This is a genomic window from Corynebacterium sp. HMSC074A09, from assembly GCF_001811545.1.
Classification (GTDB): Bacteria; Actinomycetota; Actinomycetes; order Mycobacteriales; family Mycobacteriaceae; genus Corynebacterium; species Corynebacterium hiratae.
The window spans coordinates 54,224-75,450 of sequence record NZ_KV805177.1 but is presented as its reverse complement, the minus strand read 5'-3'; the positions used below and the strand labels follow the sequence as shown (position 1 = coordinate 75,450).

At 64.2% G+C, this 21,227-nt stretch carries 19 protein-coding genes; 5 read left to right on the top strand and 14 right to left on the bottom strand.

Annotation, left to right across the window (positions count from 1 at the left end; translation table 11 throughout):
* Positions 1-45 precede the first annotated feature (45 nt).
* Together HMPREF2807_RS13245 and HMPREF2807_RS13240 are read left to right on the top strand one after the other, a co-directional pair.
* Complete coding sequence (locus tag HMPREF2807_RS13245; protein WP_232751692.1) at positions 46-1,227, top strand: sensor histidine kinase; 1,182 nt, start codon at positions 46-48, stop codon at positions 1,225-1,227.
* Entirely contained in the window at positions 1,227-1,877 is a 651-nt protein-coding gene (locus HMPREF2807_RS13240) for a response regulator (RefSeq protein ID WP_070513646.1), read from the top strand. The genes HMPREF2807_RS13245 and HMPREF2807_RS13240 overlap by 1 nt, the downstream gene beginning before the upstream one ends.
* Here HMPREF2807_RS13240 and HMPREF2807_RS13235 read toward each other — a convergent pair.
* From HMPREF2807_RS13235 to HMPREF2807_RS13180, 12 genes are all read right to left on the bottom strand, one after another.
* Positions 1,874-2,254 (bottom strand): hypothetical protein, encoded by a 381-nt coding sequence (locus HMPREF2807_RS13235; RefSeq protein WP_070513643.1) that lies wholly within the window; start codon positions 2,252-2,254, stop codon positions 1,874-1,876. The genes HMPREF2807_RS13240 and HMPREF2807_RS13235 overlap by 4 nt on opposite strands.
* Complete coding sequence (locus HMPREF2807_RS13230) at positions 2,255-4,120, bottom strand: BCCT family transporter (protein WP_070513640.1); 1,866 nt, start codon at positions 4,118-4,120, stop codon at positions 2,255-2,257.
* A gap of 222 nt (positions 4,121-4,342) precedes the next feature.
* Positions 4,343-5,980, bottom strand: a complete 1,638-nt coding sequence (locus HMPREF2807_RS13225; protein ID WP_070513637.1) for an FUSC family protein — start codon at positions 5,978-5,980, stop codon at positions 4,343-4,345.
* Entirely contained in the window at positions 5,952-7,172 is a 1,221-nt protein-coding gene (locus HMPREF2807_RS13220; protein ID WP_070513635.1) for an ATP-binding cassette domain-containing protein, read from the bottom strand. Before HMPREF2807_RS13220 ends, HMPREF2807_RS13225 begins: the two co-directional genes overlap by 29 nt.
* On the bottom strand, positions 7,156-7,914 hold the full coding sequence (locus HMPREF2807_RS13215; RefSeq protein WP_010190814.1) for an ABC transporter permease: 759 nt from the start codon (positions 7,912-7,914) through the stop codon (positions 7,156-7,158). Before HMPREF2807_RS13215 ends, HMPREF2807_RS13220 begins: the two co-directional genes overlap by 17 nt.
* On the bottom strand, positions 7,911-8,816 hold the full coding sequence (locus tag HMPREF2807_RS13210) for an ABC transporter permease (protein WP_070513633.1): 906 nt from the start codon (positions 8,814-8,816) through the stop codon (positions 7,911-7,913). The genes HMPREF2807_RS13215 and HMPREF2807_RS13210 overlap by 4 nt, the downstream gene beginning before the upstream one ends.
* Entirely contained in the window at positions 8,813-10,231 is a 1,419-nt protein-coding gene (locus tag HMPREF2807_RS13205) for an ABC transporter substrate-binding protein (RefSeq protein WP_070513630.1), read from the bottom strand. The genes HMPREF2807_RS13210 and HMPREF2807_RS13205 overlap by 4 nt, the downstream gene beginning before the upstream one ends.
* Complete coding sequence (locus HMPREF2807_RS13200; RefSeq protein ID WP_070513627.1) at positions 10,231-10,986, bottom strand: GntR family transcriptional regulator; 756 nt, start codon at positions 10,984-10,986, stop codon at positions 10,231-10,233. Before HMPREF2807_RS13200 ends, HMPREF2807_RS13205 begins: the two co-directional genes overlap by 1 nt.
* A 51-nt stretch (positions 10,987-11,037) precedes the next feature.
* On the bottom strand, positions 11,038-12,018 hold the full coding sequence (locus HMPREF2807_RS13195; RefSeq protein WP_070513624.1) for an LLM class flavin-dependent oxidoreductase: 981 nt from the start codon (positions 12,016-12,018) through the stop codon (positions 11,038-11,040).
* Positions 12,019-12,021: 3 nt separating this feature from the next.
* Positions 12,022-13,362, bottom strand: a complete 1,341-nt coding sequence (brnQ, locus tag HMPREF2807_RS13190) for a branched-chain amino acid transport system II carrier protein (protein WP_070513621.1) — start codon at positions 13,360-13,362, stop codon at positions 12,022-12,024.
* A gap of 38 nt (positions 13,363-13,400) precedes the next feature.
* Positions 13,401-14,498 (bottom strand): MalY/PatB family protein, encoded by a 1,098-nt coding sequence (locus tag HMPREF2807_RS13185; RefSeq protein ID WP_070513619.1) that lies wholly within the window; start codon positions 14,496-14,498, stop codon positions 13,401-13,403.
* A 10-nt stretch (positions 14,499-14,508) separates the two neighbouring features.
* On the bottom strand, positions 14,509-16,341 hold the full coding sequence (locus HMPREF2807_RS13180; protein WP_070513616.1) for an ABC transporter ATP-binding protein: 1,833 nt from the start codon (positions 16,339-16,341) through the stop codon (positions 14,509-14,511).
* A gap of 90 nt (positions 16,342-16,431) precedes the next feature.
* On the opposite strand from HMPREF2807_RS13180, the gene HMPREF2807_RS13175 reads away from it, so the two are divergent.
* Together HMPREF2807_RS13175 and idi are read left to right on the top strand one after the other, a co-directional pair.
* Complete coding sequence (locus tag HMPREF2807_RS13175; protein WP_046649026.1) at positions 16,432-16,968, top strand: hypothetical protein; 537 nt, start codon at positions 16,432-16,434, stop codon at positions 16,966-16,968.
* Complete coding sequence (gene idi / locus HMPREF2807_RS13170; RefSeq protein WP_070513613.1) at positions 16,965-17,489, top strand: isopentenyl-diphosphate Delta-isomerase; 525 nt, start codon at positions 16,965-16,967, stop codon at positions 17,487-17,489. The genes HMPREF2807_RS13175 and idi overlap by 4 nt, the downstream gene beginning before the upstream one ends.
* Here idi and HMPREF2807_RS13165 read toward each other — a convergent pair.
* Positions 17,486-18,757: a carboxylesterase family protein gene (locus HMPREF2807_RS13165; protein WP_070513610.1), complete on the bottom strand. Its 1,272-nt coding sequence runs from the start codon at positions 18,755-18,757 to the stop codon at positions 17,486-17,488. The genes idi and HMPREF2807_RS13165 overlap by 4 nt on opposite strands.
* Before the next feature lie 174 nt (positions 18,758-18,931).
* Between HMPREF2807_RS13165 and HMPREF2807_RS14075 the strand changes: the two genes are divergently transcribed.
* The gene (locus HMPREF2807_RS14075; RefSeq protein WP_168162657.1) at positions 18,932-19,087 is read left to right on the top strand and encodes a hypothetical protein; all 156 of its coding nucleotides are present in this window, start codon (positions 18,932-18,934) and stop codon (positions 19,085-19,087) included.
* Between the two features lie 12 nt (positions 19,088-19,099).
* Here HMPREF2807_RS14075 and malQ read toward each other — a convergent pair whose 3' ends face one another.
* Entirely contained in the window at positions 19,100-21,199 is a 2,100-nt protein-coding gene (malQ, locus tag HMPREF2807_RS13160) for a 4-alpha-glucanotransferase (RefSeq protein ID WP_232751691.1), read from the bottom strand.
* Positions 21,200-21,227 lie beyond the last annotated feature (28 nt).

The window sequence follows — 21,227 nt, the reverse complement described above, 5'->3', positions numbered from 1 at the left end:
GCAGGGAGGATTTTCCGGAACGCAGGGAGAACTATCGTGGCAACCATGACGAGAAAGACGCGACCACTGTGGATCACGGTGCTGCTCATTCTGCTCTGCGTGGTGGCGGATTTGGCGGCATGGATCCCCCATATCGAAAACTTCGAGGGGACGGATCAGGAAGCCCTTGTTATGGGCTTGATGGGTCTATTTAGCTTCGCCACGTGGATTCTGCTGCCCTTCGCCCTGCACCACTCACGGCGGGAGCGCAACATCCACGAGGAGTACCCCGGCCACCCGGTGGTGCTGATTGCGGCTCTGCTCGTCCTGGTACTAGGCGGGTTTCGCCCACTGTCGCTGTCAGTGCTGGTGGTGTTGATTTCAATCATCTCGCGCGGCCGATTGCGGTGGTCCCTGGCGGGGACGGCGGTCTTCGTGGCCTCGTGTGTGACCGTTATCTCTGTGCCTTACATTCGGATGAACATCTTCGATCCCTTTGGTTACGTGTTCTATGGGAGCCTCTTTCTTATCGTTGCCTGGATTACGGGCTCGGTGCGCGCGCAGCGCCGCCAGCGCGAGGTCACGCTGGTGAGCTTGGCGGAGCTTAATGAGGACCAGCTGCGCTCGCGCGAGGAGCGGGCGCGTCTGGAGGAACGCAACCGCATTGCCCGCGATATCCACGATTCCCTCTCGCATCGGCTCAGCCTTATTTCCGTGTACGCGGGTGGCCTGAGCTACCGCAAGGATGCGGACCCAGAGCACATCGCCGAGGCGGCAGACACCATCCAGTCGGAGGCGAAGGCCGCTGTGGAGGATCTGCGCGGGGTGATCAAGGCGCTGCGCGTGGACGATCGGGTGGATCCGCGCGCGAGCATCGAAGAACACATCGAGCGCGCACGGGCGACGGGGACGAAGGTGCGGTATGAGAAAGGGGACGCGCATGAGAGCATCGATAGGCTTAGCACGATGGCAGCTCACACGCTGGGCCGCGCCGTGCAGGAGGGGCTGACCAACGCGCGCAAGTACGCGCCGGGGCAGAAGGTAAGGCTCACCGTGGAGAACGAGGAGGATAAGGTGCGGGTGACCATGCAGAATAAGAAGGTGACGCACCAGCCGAAGTCCGGCGGCGGCAATGGCCTGTTGGGGCTGGAGGAACGCGCCCGGCTGGCGGGAGGCACCTTCACAGTGCTTGACGACGCCTCCACCTTCACCTGGGTCCTCGAGCTACCGGAGGAGGCACACGCGTAATGATTTCAGTGGTGTTAGTCGATGACGAGCAGGCACTGCGGCGCGGTATCCGCTTCATCCTGGAAGGCGCAGCAGACATCGAGGTGGTGGCCGAGGCCGGCAATGGGCGCGATGGCGTGGCCCGCGTGCTGGATCTGCAACCGGATGTCGTTCTCATGGATATCCGCATGCCCGTGATGGACGGCATCGAGGCGGCCGGACAGCTGCGCGCGAGCGCGGCAGACCTTCCGGTGGTCATGCTCACCGCTTTTGATACGGATGAGTTCATCGTGGATGCGCTACACGCCGGCGCGATGGGGTTCTTGCTGAAGACCATCGAGCCGGAAGGACTGGTCTCGGCGGTGCGGGCCGTGGCCGCAGGACAGCAGCTGCTGAGCCCGAAGGCGCTGAAGAATTTGCTGGCGCTCAAGCGTCCTGAGCCTGCGCCCACAACCGCAGCCAAGTCGCCTGAGCCCCGCCCACTGGAGGGCTTAAGCCAGCGCGAAAACGAGGTGGCGGAGCTGGTGGCCCAGGGCCTAGACAACCAGGAGATTGCCGGACAGCTCTACGTTTCCGTGACCACGGTGAAGACCCATATCAAGCACATCTTGGACAAGCTGGGCGGTACCAACCGCGTGCACATTGCGATTGCGGTGTTGGAGTCGCGCTAGCCTCGGCGGAGGAAGGCGGAAATGATGCCGATGATTGCGATGACCACCACGATGATGGAGGCCGCCGGCCAGTACCGGGGGTAGTACTTCAGCGTGTAGCCAAAGACCTGGCTGTCGTTGAACTGTTGGGCCAGTGCGATGGGCATCCACCACAGCTTGGTCAGCGTCAGGATCGCGCCCAAGAGCCCGGCGATGATGCGGACCGGCCTGCGCAGGAAGAAGCTGGCCGCCACGAGGAGAACACCAACAATCGTGAGTGCGAAAAGCAGAGGCGTATCCACGGCGAGCGGCGAGCCATTGATGAGGAACTCGTGGTCCACTTCGTGCTGTTCGATAAGCGTGTAGCCGTCGAGGACGACATCGTCGGGGATGCCCACTTAGGTCTCCTTCTGCTCAGAGTTCGGGTCGTAGCCATCGGCCCAGGTATCGGTGTCGAAGTCGTAGTCTACATTCTCGCCCTTTTCATCGGTGCGCTGGTACCAGTCTGTGTAGCGGTGCGCTGAGGAGTCGAAGTCGGAGCCGGCACCGCGGCCCTCGTCGGCGTGCTCGACGGTGATCTCGAAATCATCGCCGTGCTCCTCGATGCCACGCACGACGGCGTTTTCCACCGCGGCACGCGCGTAGGCGCGGCGGATGAATACCGGGTCGGAGCGCAGGTCCTTGATGAAGGCCACCATCATGACGAGCAGCACGATGCAGAAAGGTAGCGCTGAGAGGATTGTCAGGTTCTGCAGGCCTGTGAGCACGTCCTCACCACCGGTCAGAAGCATGACAACAGCGATGCCCATCATGCACAGGCCCCAGAAGATAACGATGATCTTGTTCGGGGCGGGATTGCCCTTGGAGGACATGGTTCCCATGATGACCGATGCGGAATCCGCAGAGGTGATGAAGAAGACCGCCAGCACCAGGATCAAAATGAAAGGCGTGATGCTGCTCAGCGGCAGGTTGTCGAACATGGCGAAAAGAACCTGCTCGCCGGAGGCGGAGCCATCAAAGTTGGGTAGTTCTTCGCGCTGGAAGGTAATGGCCGTGCCGCCGAAGATGGTGAAGGCCAGGATGAGGATGAGGGAAGGGGCGAAGACGGTCACGGCCGTGAATTCGCGCAGCGTGCGGCCACGGGAGATACGGGCCACGAACATGCCGACGAACGGCGTCCAGGCAATCCACCACGCCCAGTAGAACGCAGTCCAGTAGGACTGGAACTCGACGGTTTCATCGCCCCAGGACAGGCCTTTGGCCATCATCGGCAAAAGCTGGTCGATGTAGGTCACGATGCCGGAGGGCACGAGATTGAGCAGGAGCAAGGTCGGACCGGTGAAGAAGACAAAGATGACCAAGCCGAGTGTCACCGTGATGTTGAAATTAGAGAGATAGCGCACGCCGCGGGAGACACCCGAGACCGCCGAGATGATGAAACCGCAGCCCAGGACCGCAATGATCACGATGAGCACGGAGTTGGTCAGCGGGCCGGCACCACGGATGATGGAGACGCCTTGGCCGATCTGGATGGCGGAAAGACCCAGTGTGGCGGCGGTGCCGAAGAGCGTGGCGACGAGGGCGAGGACGTCGATAAGCTTGCCCAGCGGGCCGTCGGTATCGCGGGAGCCGAACAGCGGCTTGAAAATCGAGGACACCAGAGGGACGCGTCCGCGGCGGTAGGAGGAATAGGCGATGGCGCCGCCGACGAGGGCATAGGCTGCCCAGGGCGAGATTCCCCAGTGGTAGTGCGCCTGGGCCATGGCCTGGTGCAGGGCCTCGACGCTGTTGCCGTCGACGGTGTGCGGCGGCGGGGTGAGATAGTGCGACAGCGGCTCTGACGGGCCGTAGAAGAAGATGCCGACGCCGATGCCGGCGCCAAACATCATGGCGACCCAGCTAAACCAGCCGAACTCAGGCTCTTCGTCATCGGTCCCGAGCTTGATGCGACCTAGACGGGAGCAGCCGATGTATAGCATGGTGGCTACGGCCATCATCATGGTGATGTTGAGCAGCCACCCGGCGTTCGTGATGGCCCAGGAAAAGGCGGAGGAGGATGCGGCCGAGACGGATTCTGGCGAGCTAATGCCCCACACGATGAAGGCTACGACGAAGGTAGCGGTGCTGAAAAAGGTGATTTTGTCGAGGGCGAAAGCGTTGCGTTGGTCCTCCACGCCGATGCCAGGGACCAAGCCCGGGTGCATGTCGTGGGGATAGATGCCTACTGGGGGACCGGTGGCTTGTCGAGAGTTCATGGTGACCATTATCGCAGGTGCGCGAAATGACAGTGTTGTGAGCTAGGATGAAGACACTTATTTCTGCGTCGATTGGAATGCCATGTCGCTGCCTAATTTTGATGAGAATGTCCGTGAGCTGGAGGAAGCCTTCGCTCTCTTCGAACTCGTGGAGGAACACGTACTCGATCCGAACCTTTTGCTGTCGGTGAAATGATTCGCGGGCAACCGGGGGTTGCCCGTGCTAGGAGGTCAGGACCGCATTTCCGCTGCGGTGATTTTCTCGATGAGCGTGTCCAATTCCGCGCGGCTGGGCTGCGAGAGCGGATTGACCACGCAGAAATCTAAGAGGAAGTAGCCGGCCGGTTGCAAGGCGGTGTGGCGCTCCCAGAACTCGCTGATATCGGAGTGGTTGGTCGCCAGCGACTGGATGCTACGCCGTTCCGAGAGCAGCTCGTAGTGCAGGTCGCGCCGCTGTGCCAGCGCTTCCTCGGGGGTCTTGATGAGTAGCGCGCCGAGCAGGGCGGCCATCGCCTCGAAGCAGCGCGTTTGCAGGCGGTAGTGGTTGGTCAGCTGGGCGCGCGGCTTCCACAGCCACAGGAAGAGCATCGCCACGACCACGGAGAGTCCAATCTCCGCCATGCGCGAGCCGATGGTGTGGGCCATGTGCTCCGAAGAGTTGCCCATGAGCAAAGCGAGCGGCGTGGAGAAGATAACGCACAGCGCGTAGTTCTTCACCACCAGAATCTCTGCGCAGAACTGGCAGAAGGCCAGCGCGAGCACCAACCCCCAGCCGTGCGGGCTGAAGGACGCAATGAGCGCAAAGACGCACACTCCTAAGACGGAGCCCAGCATACGTTGCACACCGCGAATCGTTCCCGGAACCCGGTCCGGCCCCCACTGCAAGAGCAGGAGCACCGAGACCGCGCCCCAGTCCGGGCGGTTGAGCCCCAGCGCCATGCCAATGAACGCGGTGGCCAGGCCACCGAGCGCGATCTTTTCCGCCGTCACCACCGCGTGGGAATTGCCCACCGCGGCGCGGTAGAAGCGGTAGCGCATCGTCGGCTTGGTGTGCGGGATGGTGGTGCGGTCCGGGTCCACGTAGGTGGGGGAATCAGACAGCTCATCCGAGTTGCCGCCCACCTGCTTGTGGTGCGCCACGATGCGCTGCTGGGCCGCCAGGGCGCGGTGTACCAGCTCCGCCTGGGCGGGGTGGCGGATGCGGCCGCCGCGGATGACGCCGGCGTCGGCAAGCGCTTGCCAGGCGGTGGAAATAGCAGACTGCGCCTGGTGGTGGCGGGCCAAGAAATCGCTATCGGAGTTCACGAAGGCCTCGGCGGCCTTTTCCAGCGCGGCCACCGCGCGGGTCTCCGGGCCGTGCGGATCCCGGAAACGCGGCAGCATGCCCAGCACGTAGCCGGCCGCCACGCCGGCCAGGCTCCACGCGGCCACCTCCCACGGCGAGACCCCGCGCAGCATTGTGGAACCACCGGCCACCATCACGATGAAGAAGGAACCCGGTGGCGGCAGCCGCAGCGCATTCTGCACGAACGCGCCGATGGTTGCCAGAGCCACCGTAAACACCGCGGACAGCGCCAGGCCATGCACCCCGACGAGGGAGCCGGCTGTGGCCGCCAGCGTGAGCAACCCACCGGCCGTCAGGATCACGTGGCGCCGGGTGCGGTAGGGGTGTCCCTCGCCGTAGATGACGGAGAAGGCGCCGGCGGAAATGAGCAGCACCGCATCCGGGTGGCCTGTCGCTACAGCGATCCCGCCGGGGATAATGATCGCCAACGCCGCGCGCAGGGCACCGGGCCAGCGGCGCGCGGAGGTGTTAAAGGCGGTAAAGAGCTGAAGGGCGTTAGGACGTTGTGGCAGAGGGTGTTCCATATCGGGAGAACACCTTACTCGCTTCGCCGCGCTCGACCAGCCGGCCGTCCTGCAAGACCGCCACCGTGGGGCACAAGTGGCGCACGACGTCAATGTCGTGGGAGACAAAAACCAGCGTCATGTCCTTCGTCACGCGCTGCAGCAACTCGAGGACCTGGGCTCGCGAGGTGGCGTCCAGTGCCGAGACGGCCTCATCCGCCAGCAGGATCTCCGGCTTGCCCACCACGGCGCGCGCCAGCGAAATACGTTGGCGCTGCCCGCCGGAGAAGTCCCGGGGATAGCGCTCGAAGCCATCGATGCCGACCTCACGCAGCACGGCCTCGGCCTCTTCGCGCGTCCCGCCGCCCTCGGCCACGATCTTCCAGATGGGCATGCGCGGGTTGAGCGAGCCCTTGGGGTCCTGGAAGACCATGTGCACCCGCTTCTTCACCGCCACCGTCCCCGAGGTCGGCTGCGCCAGCCCCGTGAGAAGCTTGAGCAGCGTGGATTTGCCGGAACCGGAACCGCCGACGATGCCGAGGCGTTCGCCCTCGCGGACGGTGAGGGAGACGTCGTCAAGCGCGGTGACCCCGCGGTAGGCCTTGGTCACGTTCTTAAGCTCGATGACGGGCTCGCCCAGGGTGGGCATGGGCGGCGGGGTGAGGTCGGAAGTGGTGAGCTCACCGATGCGCACGACGCGGTCGCACACGCGCTTGACGACGTCCTGGTCATGGCTAATAAACAGCAGCGCCGTGTCTTCGCTGTCCGCGGCATCGACGATGGTGGAGAGGATCTCCTCCTGGGTGAAGGGGTCCAGGGCGGTGGTCGGCTCATCGCAGATGAGCAGCTTGGGGCGGCGGGCCATGGCCATCTCGATGAGCGCGCGCTGGCGCTGTCCGCCGGAGAGCTGGTGCGGGAAGCGGTTGAAGCCGGGCACCTTCATCAGCGGGTCGAGTGCGGTCATGGGTTCTTGGAAGACCATGGCCAGCGGGAGCTTGCGCAGGTCGCGGTCGCGCATGCCCAGCAGCTCCTGGCCGTTGAAGTTAATGGATCCGGTGGCCTGCAGGTGGTCGGGCAACAGCCCCATGATGGCCAGAGCCGTCAGGGACTTGCCGCTGCCGGAATCGCCGATGAGGCCGACGCGCTCGCCGGGTGCGATGGAAAAGGAGAGGGGGCCGACGGGGCCCACGCGCAGATCAGTGACGGTCAGCATGGCTTCCTAGCAGGTTGAATCCGAGGACGGTGCCGGCGATGGCCAGCCCGGGCCACAGCGCTTGGAGGGGGTGGGTGGCCAGGAGGGGTTGGGCGTCGTGCAGCATGCGACCCCACGAGGCGGTCGGCGGGGCAGTGCCCAGGCCGAGGTAGGAGAGGCCGGCTTCGGCGAGGACGGCCAACGCAAAGTAGACGGAGGCCTGGATGGCCACGATGCCGCCGAGGTTGGGTAGGACGTGGCGCCACGCGATGAGCGCCGGCGGCACGCGCGAGATGCGGGCGGCGGCGATATAGTCCTGCGTCATGATTTGCAGCGTGCCCGAGCGCGTGACCCGGATGAAGGAGGGGATGCCGGCGATGCCGATGGCGATGGTCGCCGTGAGCGTCGACGAGCCCCACACCGCGCCGGCGACGATGGCCAGAAGGAGCGCGGGGAAGGCGAGCAGCAGGTCGGTGGCCGCCATGATGAAGCCACCACCGCGCATCCCGGCGATAATGCCCAGCGGTACCCCGATGAGGGCGGCGATGGCCACCGCCACCACGCCCACCAGCACGGTGATCTGGGCGCCGGCGAGGATGCGGGAGAAGGTATCGCGCCCGAAGCGGTCGGTGCCCATGAGGTGCTCCAGGCTGGGGCCGGCCAGGCGGTCTGGGGAGATGAGGTTGGGGTCATAGGGCGTCCACACCAGGGAGACCAGGGCGAGCAGGATGGTCAGGCCCACCAGAATGTAGCCGGGTTTCATCGCGCCTCCTTGAGCCTTGGGTCGATGACCCGGTAGGCCAGGTCCGTGAGCAGGTTGACGGTCAGGGTGAAGGTCACGAAGACCATGATGAGGGTCTGGACGGTGGTGAGGTCGCGGGTGGAGACGGCGTCGAGAAGCAGAGAGCCCAAGCCGGGGATGACGAAGACGTTCTCGATGACCACCGCGCCCACCACCAGGGTGCTCAGCTGCACGCCGGTGACGGTGAGCACCGGCAGGGCGGCGTTGCGCAGGCCGTGGCGGATGAGCGCCCCGGTGCGGGATTCACCCAGGGAGCGGGCGGTGCGGATATAGTCCTTGTCCATTTCCTCGCGGAGGGTGGCGCGCACGTAGCGGGTGAGCATCGCTCCTTGCACCAGCGCCAGCGAGATGACGGGAAGCACGAGGTGGCTCAAACCCTCGCGAGGCAGCTGCCAGCCGTTGGCCGGCAGCCATCCCAGGTGCACGGAGAAGACCGCAACCAGCAAAATACCGACGAGGAAGCTCGGTACCGCGATGCCCAGCTGCGTGGCGGCATTGAGCACGGGGAGGCGAAAGCGGGCGAGCAGGATGCCCATGGGGATAGCCCCGGCCAGCGCGAGGGCGATGGCCAGCCCGATGAGCAACAGTGTGACCTGCGCGCGGTCAATCACCAGCGGGGTGATGTCCTGCTGCGAGGACAGCGAGACGCCGAAGTTGCCGGTCAACAGCCCTTTCATCCACTCCAGGTATTGCACGAGAAGCGGGCGGTCCAGGCCCATGGCGTGGGTCAGCTCCGCCACGGATTCATCGGTGGCGTTGACGCCCAAGGCCACGCGCGCCGGGTTGCCGGGCACGGCCCGCATGAGCAGGAAGATGATGATGGAGGCGGCCCACATGGTGCCGAGGAAGCGCAGTATTCTCATCGCACCCCTCGCAATTCAATGGCATCGGTGATTTGGTTCGGCTGCAGGCCAGTTAGGCCTTCGCGGTAGAGCACGATATTGGGCATATTCATCAGCGTCAGGGCAGGCATGTCCTCCATGATCTGGTCCACGGCCCCTGTCATGTCATCCTGCTCCAACAGCGTGCGGGCCTGCGGCGAATCATAGCCGAGGTAATAGTCCGGGTTGCCAAAGATGGTGGGGATATCGCGCGGCTCGACGTGCGCGACGAGCGACATCTGATAGTCCTTGGCGCCCATGACTTGGCTCAGCCACACCGCGGGGAACTCCGCGGTTTCCAGCGTGACCTCAAAGCCCATCTCTGTGAGCTGCGAGTAGAGGAACTCGGAGAGCGTTTGTGCATAGGGCAGGCTCGGCACCGTGAGAGTGAGCGGCGTGCCCACCGCGCCGGCCTCCTCCATCAGCGCGCGGGCGCGCGCAGGCTCATAGGGGTAGTAGTCCTTCCCGCTAAACCAGGGGTCAGTGGGCGGGACGGGTGCTCCGCCAGTGTCCTGCGCGCGGCCTTCCCAGAGGATCTCGTTGGCGGCCCGGCGGTCGATGCCATAGGCCACGGCGCGGCGCACGCGGGGGTCGTCGAAAGGCGCTGCCTGGTTATTCATGGACAGCAGCACCTCACCGTTCGTGGTGCCCACGGCGGTCTCGATGGAGTCATCGAGGGTGTCGAGCAGCTCGGGGTTCTGCACGCCCCATACCGCATCCACCCCGCCGGAGCGCAGCGCGTTAACCGCGGTGAGGGAATCCGGGAAGTAGCGGATGGTGATGTCTTCCTTCGCCGGGGTGCCCCAGTAGTCCGGGCGGGCGCGCAGCGCGATGTATTCGTTGGGGGAGAAGCCCGCGACGGCAAAGGGGCCGGTGCCCACCGCTTCGGTGGGGGTGCGCATCGCGCCAATAGCGGTGCCCATGGACCATAACCACCCAGCGGAGGGACGGCTTAGGGTGACGAGGAGCGTGTGATCATCGACAGCCGTGGCGGATTCCACCACGTCCATCTGGGCGCTAATGCCGTTCGTCCACTCCGTCTTCACCGCGTTGATGGACCACGCGGCGGTGTGCGCGGTGAAAGCCTCGCCGTTGGAGAAGGAAGCCTCACGCAGGTGGAAGGTGTAGCGCGTGGACTCGACCTCCCAGGACTCGGCGAGCCCGGGGACAATCTCTCCTTCCGGGGAGATGCGCACCAGGGTTTCGTAGACGTTGCTCATGAGTGCTGCCGGGATGGCGGCGCCGCCGACGGTGGTGAAATCCAGGGAGGTCGCCGGCGTCGTGGTGGCCAGCGTCAGCGCGGCGGAATCAGAATCAACCACTGCCGTGGAGCCAGCAGAACACGCGCTTAACGACGCCCCCACGACCACCCCCAGCGCACCAATCCAGGCCCTCATCATCCTTCCGACAGCTTGACCTCGAGCGGGGACGTGGTGCCGCGCACGTTCGTCATACCAAGCGTCATGCGGTCCCCGAGGTACAGGATTTCGGTGCACTCGACGGGATGCCCGGAGTGATCCGAAATGTCTAAGTGGAGGCGCCACAACGGGGTGCCGGGTTCGACGTTGAGGGAGCGCGCATCTTCCTCGCTGGCGTAGGCAAGGGAGAGCTCGCGGTTGACGCTGTCGAAGTCCACACCCTGCTTGCGCAGGTGATCGTGGATGGACTCATTGTCGGCATCGAAGCTGAGGATCTGGCTGCCCACGTCCAGTGGGAAGAACATGCGCTCGATGGCGATGGGCATGCCGTTGGCGCTGCGCACGCGGTGCACAAAGATAACGGGGGAGCCGGTTTCTACCCGCAGGAACTCGGCCTCCCTATCGGTAGCAGGGCAGCGCCCCAGCCACAACGTGGACGCGCCGGGCTCGAAGCCGCGCTCGCGCAGCCAGTGCGTCACGGAGTAAATGGAATCGAAGGACTCCGAGGTAAAACGGCCGAGGACGACGGAGCGGCGGCCACGGCCGGAGGAGATGAGCCCTTCCGAGCGCAAAGCCGCGACGGCTTGGCGCACCGGGCCGCGGGAGGAGGAGAATTGCTCGCAGAGCTCGGCCTCGCTGGGCAGGAAATCGCCAGGAGAAAGTTTCTTGCTGCGAATGAGGGTGCGCAGGTAGTCAGCGATAATGCTGTGCTGCTGAGTACCGCGAAGGGCCACAGGGATCCTCCTCTATGTAAAACGCTGTGACGGGCAACGATGCGCGTACGCCTACAATTGCCACGCGCGCGCCAGGTTACTCATGTTACCCAACGCGGCCTTGTGGCTTGTGGATTGCAGGGAAATCATGAGTTCGTCCGCCTGAGCCAACTTCTGGAAGTCGGTGAGATACTCGCGCACGTGCTCTACATTTCCGACAGCGGAGTACTGCAGCATGCTGATGATTTGCTGGCCCTGAGGGGAGTCGATGATGCGGGCGACGTCGTCGTCGCTGAGCTGCCTGCCGCGGCTGACGAAGGCCTTCACGCGGCGGAAGCAGACCTTTTCGAATTCCTCTTCTGCGTCATCCCCCGCGGTGACGTTGACGCCGGCGATGACATAGGGTTCGGGGTGGGCTTCGGAAGGCTGGTAATTCTCGCGGTAATACGCCGTGGCGGCTTCCAAGTGCTGCGGGGCGAAGTGCGAGGCGAAGGCATAAGGCAGCCCGAACTTGGCGGCCAGCGAGGCACCGAAAAGCGAGGAGCCCAGGATGTAAATCGGCACGTTCGTGCCGTGGCCGGGGATAGCCTGCACACCGGGGACGAGAGATTTGCCGGAAAGGTAGCCTTGCAACTCCTTGACGTCCTCGGGGAAACGCTCGGCGGCGTTTCTATCGCGGCGCAGGGCGCGGCCCAAGGTCTTCATATCGGTGCCGGGTGCGCGGCCCAAGCCTAAGTCGATGCGGCCGGGGTAGAGCTCGGCGAGGGTTCCGAATTGTTCAGCGATAACATAGGGCGCGTGGTTCGGCAGCATGACGCCGCCGGAGCCCAAGCGGATGCGCTCGGTCTTCGCGCCGATGTGTGCGATGAGCACCGCCGGGGAGGAGGAAGAAATGGAGGGCATGTTGTGGTGCTCGGTGTACCACATGCGCTTAAACCCCAAAGCCTCCGCGCGTTGCGCTAGTTCGACCGACCTAGCCATGGACTGAGAAGGGGTCTCCCCCTCATAAATGGTGCAGAAATCGAGGATGGATAGAGCCGCGCGAGGCGTCATGGACTACTCACTTTTCTTCGACGAGGATGTAGATACAACGTCGATGATAACGCCGATGGCAAATGCGAGGAGCGTGGGAACCACCCAGCCCAAACCAACGTCTTGGCCAGGGGAGAAATCAAGCGGCACACCGAAGGAGGTGGCGGCGGACCACAGCACGGAAACCCACAGCGCCAAGCGGAATCCCCAGTAGAAGGTGACCCACTTCTTGACCGCCGGCTGCAGAAGCGTCAGCGCGATCAACGAGATAGCCGGCGGGTACAAGAACACGATGAAGGGCACCGCGATGGCAAGCACCGTGTCCAGACCCTGGAAGGCGAAGGCGATGGACAGTGCGGTAAACAAGCAAGCCCAGAAGTGGTAGGTGGTCTTCGGTACCAGCATGGCGAAGAACTCCGAGGTAGCGGAAATCAGGCCCACGGCGGTGGTCATACACGCCAGGATGACGATGGCGGAGAAGACGGCCTGGCCGACGTTGCCCATGGTGAGATTGGAGGCGTCGGCAAGCAAGGCGGCGCCGGAATCGTAGGAGGCACCGTTCGGCATAGTTTGGCCGATCCACGCCAGGCCCAGATAAATGGCGGCGAGCAGCGCGCCGGCGATGACGGTGGAAGTGATGGTTCCGCGCAGCAGCGCCCGGTCGGTGGAGAAGCCCTTGGAACGCAGCGAGGTCACGATGACGATGGAGAAAGCCAGGCCGGCGATGGCGTCCATGGTGTTGTAGCCCTCAAAGAGACCCGTGACGAAGGGCGCGGAAGCGTACTCCTCAGTCGGGGTGCCGGGAACGCGGGGATTCGCCACGGTAGCGAGGGTGATGAGGACGGCGAGCAGGATGACCAGTGCCGGGGTCAGGAACTTTCCTAGGGTGTCGATGATGTCATTCGGGCGCCAGGCCAGGGCCAAAGCGATGAGGAAGAAGACGACGTTGAAGGCGCCGTTGGCAAAGGTGCCCTCCCAGCCAAGCAGCGGGGTAATCGCAGTCTCCATGGACACCGCGCCGGTGCGCGGCAGGGCGTAGAAGGCACCGATGGCCAGGTAGGCGATGACGGAGAAGGCCACGCCGAAGATCTTGCCGCCGTGGTTTCCGATGTCTCGCACGGATTGACCGGAAATGGCCACCGCGATCACCGCTAAGACCGGCAGTGCCACGCCGGCGGCGAGGAAGCCCAAGGTGGCCGGCCAGAAGTTGGTGCCGGAGGAGACACCGACCTCCGGCGGGAAGATGAGGTTGCCCGCTCCGAAGAACATGGAGAAGAGCATGAGGGAGGCAACGATCACGATGCCGATGGGCGAGCTCGTCTTTGAAGCGGACTGGGCGGGGGCCTGAACGTCATTTATGGACATTTTTCTAAGGATAATGCCCATGGCATGAGATGTAAATTTTAGCTAAATGCTTTCTCCAGCCGGTCGAGTGCCTCTTCCAGCAGCTCACGTGAGGTTGCGAAATTAAGACGGGCATGATGCTCGCCGCCCGTACCGAAGGTGACACCCTCGTTGAGGGCTACCTTGGCGTGCTCGCGCACCCAGGCCGCGGGCTTCGGGTCATCCGCAATGGCGGTCTCGCTAAAGTCCAACCACAGCAGGTAGGTGGCCTGCGGGTGGGAGGTCTTCAATCCCGGCACGCGCTTGGGCAGCTCCTCCACCAGCCAGTCGCGGGTCTTCTTCAGATACTCGATTTCCTCGTCGAGGAACTCGCTGCCGTGGCGGTAGGCTGCCTCTGCCGCCAGCACGCCGAGCGTGCCGGTGCCGTCCTTGGCCACGCCGGTCAGCGAGTTCCAGCGCTCGACGTCCGCGGTGTTGGAGAAGATCACCTGCGCGCACTTCAAGCCCGCGGTGTTCCACGCCTTGGACGTGGCGGTGACGGTAATAACGCGGTCGGACAAAGCGCCGAGCGGGATGTGGCGGCCTTCGTAGACCAGCGGGGCGTGGATCTCATCGGAGAGGATGCGGGCATCGTACTTCTCCGCCAGCTCCACCAGCCCTCGCAGCCAGTCCTCATCAAAGACAATGCCCAGCGGGTTATAGGGGTGGGAGAGCAGGATGGAGCCGGCGCCGGCCTGGAAGGCGCGCTCGATATCGTCGAGCTCCAGCGTGGTTTCAATCTTCTCGCGCCCGGCGGTCTCCGGCAGCTCCAGCAGCGGCGGGTAGGAGGGAACCGGCACGGCCACCGCGCCTTCGGTAAAGTACTGCACGCCGAGCAACAAGCCGCGCACCACATCCCCGATCCAGAAGACGTGTTCTGGGCGCCAGCCGTAGCGCGATTCGTAGAAATCTGCTATTGCCGCGTTGAGCTCGGAGGCCCTGGGCGCTGGGGTGTAGCCGAAGGATTCGGCGTCGACCGCCTCCTGGATGGCCTCCTTGACCGCCGGCGCGGTGAGGAAGTCTGATTCGGCGATCCACAGCGGGATGACGTCTTCGTCATAGACGGTCCACTTGCGGGTGCCGCGGGCAGAGAGTTCTTTCAGGCTAGGGAAACGCATGCGTCCCACCTTACTCGTCGGTGGCTTGGACGAATCCGTATTTTTTCAATCGCTGCCGGTCGGCGGCGGAGGCGGATTGGGTCAGGCGCAGCAGTTCAGCGTAGATTCCGCCGGACTGGGCTAGCTCCGCCGGCGAGCCGATCTCGGAGATGCGGCCGCGGTCCAGGGTGATGATGGTGTCCACGTCCGCGATGGTGGACAGGCGGTGCGCGATGATGAGCGTGGTGCGGTCCTTCATTAGCTCGTCCAGACCCGCCTGCACGGCGCGCTCGGCCTTGGTGTCCAGCGCCGAGGTGGCCTCGTCGAGGACGAGGATGGGGGCGTCTTTCAGCATGGCGCGCGCCACGGCCACGCGTTGCTTCTGCCCGCCGGAGAGCTTAAGGCCGCGCTCGCCGATGACGGTGTCGTAGCCATCGGGGAATTCTTCGATGAAGCCGTGTGCATTGGCGCGCTTGGCGACGTCCACGATCTCCTCCATCGTCGCCCCCGGCTTGCCATAAGCGATGTTTTCCCGAATGGTGCCGGAGAAGAGGTAGGACTCCTGGAAGACCACGCCGACCGAGGCGCGCAGGCGCTCCGCAGTAAGTTCCGCGGCGTCGTGGCCCAGTACCGTCAGTTTTCCCTCCGTGGGCTGGTAGAGGCCCAACAGGAGGTTGACCAAGGTGGACTTGCCGCCGCCGGACTCACCGACGAGTGCCACCTTATGGCCTTCCTGGGCGGCGAAGGTGATATCGGCGACGACCGGCTTATCCGATTCATAGGAGAAGGACACGTCCTCGAAGGCAAAGACCGGGCCTTCGGTCGGGCGCAGCGGCTCGGCCGGGGTGAGGTCGAGCTCCGGCACGTCGGAGGTTTCAGCGGCGGCGACCAGCTGCGGGTTGACCGTGGGCTCCGGGACTTCCTCCATGACCTTGAAGTAATCCTTGGAGCCGGCGATGGCGCGCTGGCTGACATCCACGATCCAGCTCATCATGAACACCGGCTGCTTAGCCATGTTTACCAGCTGCAGGAGCATGACCATGTCACCGATGGAGAAGTGTCCCTCCAAGGTGCGCCAGAAGATCAGGCCATAGATGCCTAAGAAGATCAGCGCCATGGCCGCGCCGCGAGCGGTATCCATGGAATGCCACCAGCGCGACTGCGGCTTCGTGGTATCCACCACCGTGCGGTAGCGCGAACCGAAGGAGGCCAACTCGCGGGCCTCAGCGACGAAGGACTTAGTCACCTTCACCTGGCCGATGACCTCCGCGAAGCGCCCATTGGCCACGTCGATGTTTTCGTTCTTGATGGCCTCAAACTCCTGCCAGCGCTCCGAGGTCAGCGCGGTGAGCCACATATAGATAGGGAAGAGCGCGGACAGCAGGATGGCCAGCGGCCAGTAGTACACCGCGGTGATGACCAGGACTGCGGCGGCCTGGATGAGCATGACGAAGAAGTTATTGGAGAAGGACTGCAGGAATTGCGTGATATTCGCAATCGAGCGGTCCAAGCGCGCTATGATGGTGCCGGTGACCTGGTTATCGTAGTAGCCCTGCGGCACGGAGAGCAGCTTGGCAAAGTAGCGCGTCGAAAGAATCTGGCGCAGGCGTGCGACCATGACATCGCCGATATAGCCGCCGATATTCTTCACGACGTTGCCCAGCGCATCCGCCACAAAGAGTGCCACGACCCACCACAGGATGGTGCGCAGCGGGCCGCCCGCGACGACGGTGTCGGTGGCCTCGCGGAGGATAAATGGGGTCAGCAGCGAGAGAATCGCGGTGACTGACGCGGTGATAAGGACGCCAAGATAAAACGGCCACAGGGCGGATGCGCTGCGGACGATGCGGAGAATAGAGTTCATCGCCGGCCGATGTTACGCCCTTAATAGGAATATCCAACCCGTCGACTAAGGTAGGGGAGAAACCGAAGTCGTGATGGAAAAGGATCCGCGGTGAAGAAATACCTCCCCCTAGCGTGCGCCCCGCTGTGCCTGGCTGCTCTATCAGGCTGCAGCATCCTCCAGCCGCCGGACGTGGGCCCGCAGGACAACATCGTGGTGTCTAGCTCGGAGCCGCCGACCTTTGAGGCCAAGGATGTAGATGCTCATGAGGTCACCTCCAACCTGGCGGCACCCGTCAAAGATGAGGGGCTCAACGTGGAGTTCGAGCTCCAGGGGCTGTACTCCGGCGGCGGTGGAACGGTGCTGACGGTGAAGATTCACAACCTCAACGAGGTGCCCCTGCCTGCCGACGCCCTTGCGGAACCCACCCTCGAGCGCGCCGACGGCAACGGCGGCTGGGCCACCGTGGATCCTGTCCCTTATGACCCGGAGGTCAACGTGGACCTAGCCGCGCCGGGCTTGGATCACCCGCTGGGCGCCGGTGCGTCCACCAACCTTCAGTATGTCTATAACGTTGCCCCCGGAAACTTGTGGAACGCGCGCTTTAGCATCGGCAACGTGCGCTACGTAGGAGACCTCAATCTATGACGGAACTCGTCGTTCTAGCCTCGCCGGAGGGCAAGCCCGCCGGCACCGCTGACAAGGCCGCCGTACACACCGCAGATACCCCGCTGCATTTTGCCTTTTCCGCGTGGGTGGTACGCGATGGCCAGCTGCTGCTGACCCGCCGAGCCCTGTCCAAGCTGACCTGGCCCGGCGTGTGGACCAATTCCTTCTGTGGGCACCCGGGCCCCGACGAGCCGACTGGCGACGCCGTCGTGCGCCGCGGCCGCTTCGAGCTTGGGCTGACCGGTACGCCGCGTTTGGTGCTGCCGGACTTTGCTTACCGCGCGGTGGATTCCTCCGGCGTGGTGGAAAATGAAATCTGCCCGGTCTACCTCTTCGAGACCGAAGACGATCCGACGCCCAACCCGGAGGAGGTTGACTCCTTCGCGTGGGCGCCGGTGCGCGATGTGCTCGCTGCCGTCGACGCCACACCTTTTGCCTTTAGCCCGTGGATGGTGGAGGAGCTGACCCACGAGCCGCTGCGCGCGGCCCTTCTGGCCTAGAGCAAGCTGCCGTCCTGGGCAAAGGCCGCCGAAATATAATCCAAGCTGGAATACGCCACGCGATGCTCGTCGTTATCCAGGTTGTACTCCCAGATAGCGTGCTCCGGGCGGTAGGCCTCGAATCCGGGCTCGCCTGTGCGCACAAAGTCCTGCAGCCACTGGGCCAGCGGCGTCCTGCCGAAGAGCGGACGCAGCTCCTCGCAGTGCAGGGCCGGGCCCGAGGATCGGGTAAATTCCACCATCCAGGTCTTCCCCGGAGCCTTCTCCGCCACTTCGGCCGCCCACCGGCGGATGATGGAATCGCCCACCATTCGGCCCATCGGGCGGTCCTTGTCCATGTGCTGCGCCACCTGATACCAGGGTGTGAAACCGTTGCGGGGAAAGCCGAAGCGCGGCGCCGCATAGCGCAGGATGAGGGCACGGAAAGGGGAGCGGTCGACCTTCTGCGTGGCTGGGATGTTGTAGAACTCGTCGCGGGTGCTGGCGAGGATGAGGGGGACGTCGGCAAGCTGCCCACACTCCAGCGGGGTGGGGCCCAGCGCCATATCGAGGCTGTACTTCTTGCGGAACTTGGCGTAGCCGGCGGCGAGCTCCTCCTGGCTCATCGCCGCCAGGGAGGAACGCGTGATGGGCTTTTTCATCACCTGGCGCAGAGTGGCACTGCGCTCCTCGAAGCTCTCTCGCGGGAAACCAGGGGACAGAGCTAGCGCTCGCCGAAACGCCCCTCGGTAGTGGTCGCGCCGGCACAGCCACAGTACGGCGTTGGCGCCGGCGGACTGGCCCAGGATGGTGACGTTGGTGGGATCGCCGCCGAATGCCTCGATGTTGTTCTGGATCCATTCCAAGCCCAACTGCAGGTCCTCGATGGCGCGGTAGCGGTCGGGCTCGTCATCACGAAAACGGGCAAGCCCCGGCAGCCCAACGCGATAGCCCAGTTGCACGTGGACGATGCCCGCCTGTGCGGTCGGCGTGCCCTCCGCGCGGGGATCCTCGTGGGAACCGTGCTCATAGCGGCCGCCGTGGATATAGACCAACGTCGGCGCCAGGGACGTCGCGCGGCTGCCGGGCGCGGGGGCGGTGATGGTCAGCGCGATCTTCTCCGGGTGCGGGGTGCGCGCATCCTGGTCACGTGGCGGTGCGGGTTCGGGGTTCTCAAAATCCCCGGGGATGTGGGAGTACTCGATGGAATGGAAATGGGCCACGTCCTCATCGAGGTAGCCGGTGATGGTGCCCGCGGGGCAGGTGACAGTGAAAGGTGCACGGCTCATGCACAACAGGCTACCCTGAGGGCATGGAATGGCTCGTGCAGGCGCCGGTGTGGGTGCAAATGGCGGTGCTCGCCGTCACGGCGGTGCCGGCCGCAACCGTCATGGGGTGGCTCCTGATGTGGGCAATCGACCGGGTGTATTCGTGGCTTGTGCCCGTGACTAGGATGAAGAACCATGACTCCCGATGATCACCGCGAAGGCCTGTGGGACCCCGAGCGCTCCGAACACGTCCACCGCAAGCGGGCACTGCCTAAATCCCGAGTGAGCGTGACCCTGTGGCTGATGATCGCGCTCATCGTCGTGGTGGCAGTGGTGGGCGTCGTCCTTTAAAGGGACGACGCTTTAGCGTTCGTCCCCTGGCCTCTTGGCGGCTTGGGCGAGGCGCTGGTAGAGCTCCTGCTTCGGTAGATCCTCCAAGAGGACTGGCTCGCCGGCGGTATTGCACAGCGGGATGCACCAGTTGGGGTACTGATCTTTCGTCGTGCCCGGTTGGTTTTGCGCGCGCACGTCACCGACCATATCCACCACGTTGGTGACCGTCAGCGCGGAGGGGGTTCCCGCAATGTAGCGGTGCAGGGCAACCAGCACGTCCTCTTCGTTCTCGCGGTTCTCCAACATGCCATAGGCATGCAGGTTATCCTTGACCTCATCCTGCCACGCGCGATCCTCGGCTTCTTCCTCCGCCACCGGGCGGGTCAACAGGCCCAGGCGGGCGCGCAGTGCGATGTGGTCGCCGCGCAGGTAGGCCAGTGTGGGCGGCAGATCGTGCGTGCCTACAGAGGACATCGCCATGTGGCGGTATTGATCCTGCGGGCGCGGGGTGGGCCCTTCGTTGGCGTGCTCAAACCAGATGATCGTGGTGCCGAGTACCCCCATATCGCGTAATGCATTTTGAACCCAGGGCTCGAGGGTGCCCAGGTCCTCACCCACGAGGACCGCGCCGGCGCGCTCGGCCTCGAGCGCGAGGATGCCGAGCATGGCTTCCCAGTCATAGGTCACATAGGTGCCGTTGAGCGGGGTGGACTGGCGCGGGATCCAGTACAGGCGGAACAAGCCCAGCACGTGGTCGACGCGCAGACCGCCAGCGTTGCCCAGCATCGTGCGCAGCAAATCGCGCCACGGCTCGTAGCCGGCCTCTGCCAGACGGACCGGGTGCCACGGCGGCTGCGACCAGTCCTGACCCTGCTGGTTATAGTCATCCGGCGGAGCGCCCACCGAGCACTGGGGAGCCAGGTACTCGGAGAGGTTGACAGCATCGGCACCAGCGGGGTGGATGCCCACGGCCATATCGGTGATAAGCCCGATGCTCATGCCGGCGTCGAGCGCGCGGCGCTGGGCGGCATCCAGCTGCTCATCGCAGAGGAACTGCAGCCAGGAATAGAACTCGGCTAAGTCGTTGACGTCGAGGCTCAGCGCGTGGCGGCGACCACTGTGGCGCGAGAGTTCAGTCTCTGCACACCACAGCGCGAAATTGCGCAGGCCGCGGCCCTCGCGGCGCTGGTACTCGCTGAAGGCGGTGCGGCGCTCCGGGGTCATTCCCTGGTTGAAGAGCTCCTGCAGCACCTGCAGCTTGGCCTCGAAGATGGAATCGCGGTCGATCTCTTCGGCAGACCGGTTGCGCTCGCGGAACTCGGCGGCGAGCTCGGCGACGTCCTCCTGAAGCTCCGGGCTGAGCTGTTTCAGCTCCGGAATATCCTCGATGCGGATGTAAATCGGGTTGATGAAACGCCGCGTGGTGGGCAGGTAGGGCGAATCCTCCACAGGCGGGATTGGCTCGCCCGCGTGCAGCGGGTTGATAAGGAGGAAGTCATAATCCGGAGCCAGTACCTCCGCGAGCTCGGCTAGATCTCCGAAATCGCCCATGCCCCAGGACTTCTCGGAGCGCACCGAATACAACTGCGCCATCGCGCCCGCGGCGGGGCGCTCGAGGAAGCGATCTGCTGTGCTCAGATGGTTCGGCACGACGATGAGCGGGCATTCGTGTTCGCCGATGCCGGGCGAGGATAAGTGCAGCTTGTGGAAACCTAAGGGCAGGTCACCGGGGACGTGGAAGCTGGCCTCGCCCCACATGGTTCCGGCGACGTCGGCAGCCGGGGCGTTGTTCGGATCCTGGTAAGTCGGCCGCGTCTCGCCGTTTTCCAGCTCGATGGTGACGGTGACGGGGTCGCCGTCGTGGACGTGGACGACGAAAGACTTTTCGGCACCCTCGCGGGCCACCACGCACGGCGGCAGCGGGCGGGAGGCGCGCTCGAGATAATCCTCGAACAGGGCTTGGGTTAGCTCCTCATCGTCCGGACGGTCGGAGATAGAGACGCCGAGTGCGCGCAGCGTATAGGTAATTGTTTCCTCGCTGACGTACACGGGCTGTCCGTTCTGGGCGGTGTACTCGCAGGCCACGCCGTGGCGTTGGGCAAGTTCTTGAAGCAGATCACGGGTAGTCACATCCCCCAATTGTGCCACGCCCTCCCTG

Excerpts from the sequence above, each read along its gene's own strand:
- brnQ (WP_070513621.1), bottom strand. The coding sequence starts at position 13,362 with ATGTCCATAAATGACGTTCAGGCCCCCGCCCAGTCCGCTTCAAAGACG.
- HMPREF2807_RS13195 (WP_070513624.1), bottom strand. The coding sequence starts at position 12,018 with ATGACGCCTCGCGCGGCTCTATCCATCCTCGATTTCTGCACCATTTAT.
- HMPREF2807_RS13225 (WP_070513637.1), bottom strand. The coding sequence starts at position 5,980 with ATGGAACACCCTCTGCCACAACGTCCTAACGCCCTTCAGCTCTTTACC.
- HMPREF2807_RS13185 (WP_070513619.1), bottom strand. The coding sequence starts at position 14,498 with ATGCGTTTCCCTAGCCTGAAAGAACTCTCTGCCCGCGGCACCCGCAAG.
- HMPREF2807_RS13220 (WP_070513635.1), bottom strand. The coding sequence starts at position 7,172 with ATGCTGACCGTCACTGATCTGCGCGTGGGCCCCGTCGGCCCCCTCTCC.
- HMPREF2807_RS13215 (WP_010190814.1), bottom strand. The coding sequence starts at position 7,914 with ATGAAACCCGGCTACATTCTGGTGGGCCTGACCATCCTGCTCGCCCTG.
- HMPREF2807_RS13245 (WP_232751692.1), top strand. The coding sequence starts at position 46 with ATGACGAGAAAGACGCGACCACTGTGGATCACGGTGCTGCTCATTCTG.
- idi (WP_070513613.1), top strand. The coding sequence starts at position 16,965 with ATGACGGAACTCGTCGTTCTAGCCTCGCCGGAGGGCAAGCCCGCCGGC.
- HMPREF2807_RS13210 (WP_070513633.1), bottom strand. The coding sequence starts at position 8,816 with ATGAGAATACTGCGCTTCCTCGGCACCATGTGGGCCGCCTCCATCATC.
- HMPREF2807_RS13205 (WP_070513630.1), bottom strand. The coding sequence starts at position 10,231 with ATGAGGGCCTGGATTGGTGCGCTGGGGGTGGTCGTGGGGGCGTCGTTA.
- HMPREF2807_RS14075 (WP_168162657.1), top strand. The coding sequence starts at position 18,932 with ATGACTCCCGATGATCACCGCGAAGGCCTGTGGGACCCCGAGCGCTCC.
- HMPREF2807_RS13240 (WP_070513646.1), top strand. The coding sequence starts at position 1,227 with ATGATTTCAGTGGTGTTAGTCGATGACGAGCAGGCACTGCGGCGCGGT.
- HMPREF2807_RS13230 (WP_070513640.1), bottom strand. The coding sequence starts at position 4,120 with ATGGTCACCATGAACTCTCGACAAGCCACCGGTCCCCCAGTAGGCATC.
- HMPREF2807_RS13180 (WP_070513616.1), bottom strand. The coding sequence starts at position 16,341 with ATGAACTCTATTCTCCGCATCGTCCGCAGCGCATCCGCCCTGTGGCCG.
- HMPREF2807_RS13165 (WP_070513610.1), bottom strand. The coding sequence starts at position 18,757 with ATGAGCCGTGCACCTTTCACTGTCACCTGCCCCGCGGGCACCATCACC.